The sequence below is a fragment of the Aminobacter sp. P4_H6_2 genome, assembly GCF_056400805.1.
The window spans coordinates 1-1,517 of record NZ_JBFUKO010000927.1 but is presented as its reverse complement, the minus strand read 5'-3'; the positions used below and the strand labels follow the sequence as shown (position 1 = coordinate 1,517).

Here is a 1,517-nt window from a genome sequence, read left to right as displayed (position 1 = left end):
GACCATGACATAGCCGCCGACGATCAGCTGAGCCGGGTCGCCGCTGGCCTGGTTGACGAACTGGGCGAGACCGATGGTGCCGCCGGCGCCCGGAACGTTGTTGACCTGCACGGAGCTCGAGATCTTCTCGTCCTGGAGCGCGGTCTGCATCGAACGCGCGGTCTGGTCCCAGCCGCCGCCAGGCGCTGCGGGAGCCATGATCTTGTAGTCGGCCGCTGCGGCCGGCAGAGCGAGCGCGCCCGCGATGATAGATGCCAATACGAACTGCTTCATTGCTGTTCCTCCCTTGCAACCCGCATGCGCGGGGCAAATGCTTTTTTCAGTTTCGAGGCCCGCGCCTGAGGCAGCGTCCCGGAACGTCAAGGGAAGGAATGGACCGTCTAAATGAGCCGGCCACTTGTGCAGCGTTTCCAGGGCCCCATTACGCGACGATATTGCGCCGCTGGATAGCCTTTGAAGAAACGTGTTCGAAGTCCTCCCGAACTTTCCGAGCCCTGCCGCCTCCAACGGATGGGCCGAAACTTCCCTATCGCAGCAACCTGACATCAGACTGACACCGATGCAACAGCTTGGGAACATCGCATGATCAGGGGCTGCGCAGCGCCTCATTCCAGCGCTCGATGACGCGGGATCGCTTGACCTGGTCGAGATAGACCATCAGGCCGGGACTGACCGGCACCGGGCGCAATTGGCCGCCGAGAACTTCCTGCATCCGGTTGGCGGTGTTTTCGCCCGATACGTCCGGATTGACGGCCGCAATGTGCAATTGCCGCGCCATCACCGTCTGGCCCTCGGCCGACATGAAATATTCGAGATAGCGGCGGCCGAGGTCCGGCGACTTGGCGGCCGCCGGCACCAGGCCGATGCGCGACATCACCACCGTGTAGTCTTTGGGCAGGACGATGCCGACATCAGGGTTGCGCGCCGCCCAGTCGGCGGCATAGGAGCCCAGGATGTTGTAGCCAAGCACGAAGCGCCCGTCGGCGATGCGTTCCAGGATCGCGCTGCTTGTCGAATAGAGCTTCACGCCCGCTGCCCCCATGGCGCGGATCACCGACCAGATGTCGGGATATTGCTCCTGGTCGCGCGCCATGAACATGAAGCCGACGCCGGAGCGCTCGATGTCATACGTGGCGATGCGGCCATAGACCTTGTCGCCCTGGGCCTGGAGGAAATCGACGAACTGGCCGCGCGTGGCGGGTGGCGGCGCGTCCTTGAAGCTCGGCTTGTGATAGACGAACACCGCCGGCTCGAAGGTCAGCGCATAGGCGGTGTCGCGCCAGTTGGCCCAGCGCGGCCAGCGGTCGGACAGCGGCAGCCGGCTTTCCTGGGCGTAACCGTCATTGGCGAGCTTGACCTGCAGGTCCATGGCCGAGGAAAAGGCGATGTCGGAAGTGCCCTTGCCGGCGTCGGTCTCGGCCACGACCCGGTCGTAGATGTCGACCGTCTGCAGTTCCTCGTAGCGGACAATGATGCCGGGATTGGCCTTCTGGAAGCCTTCGAGCATCGGCTTGGCC

General features: G+C 63.9%; 1 protein-coding gene and 1 pseudogene. Both read right to left on the bottom strand.

Features of this window, described 5'->3' with window-relative positions:
* Window positions 1-273 (bottom strand): annotated as a pseudogene (locus tag AC1DUU_RS31740) (tripartite tricarboxylate transporter substrate binding protein); the annotation flags it as partial.
* A gap of 313 nt (window positions 274-586) precedes the next feature.
* Window positions 587-1,517 (bottom strand): ABC transporter substrate-binding protein (locus tag AC1DUU_RS31735; protein ID WP_476787269.1); only part of this gene is annotated, 931 nt, incomplete at its 5' end.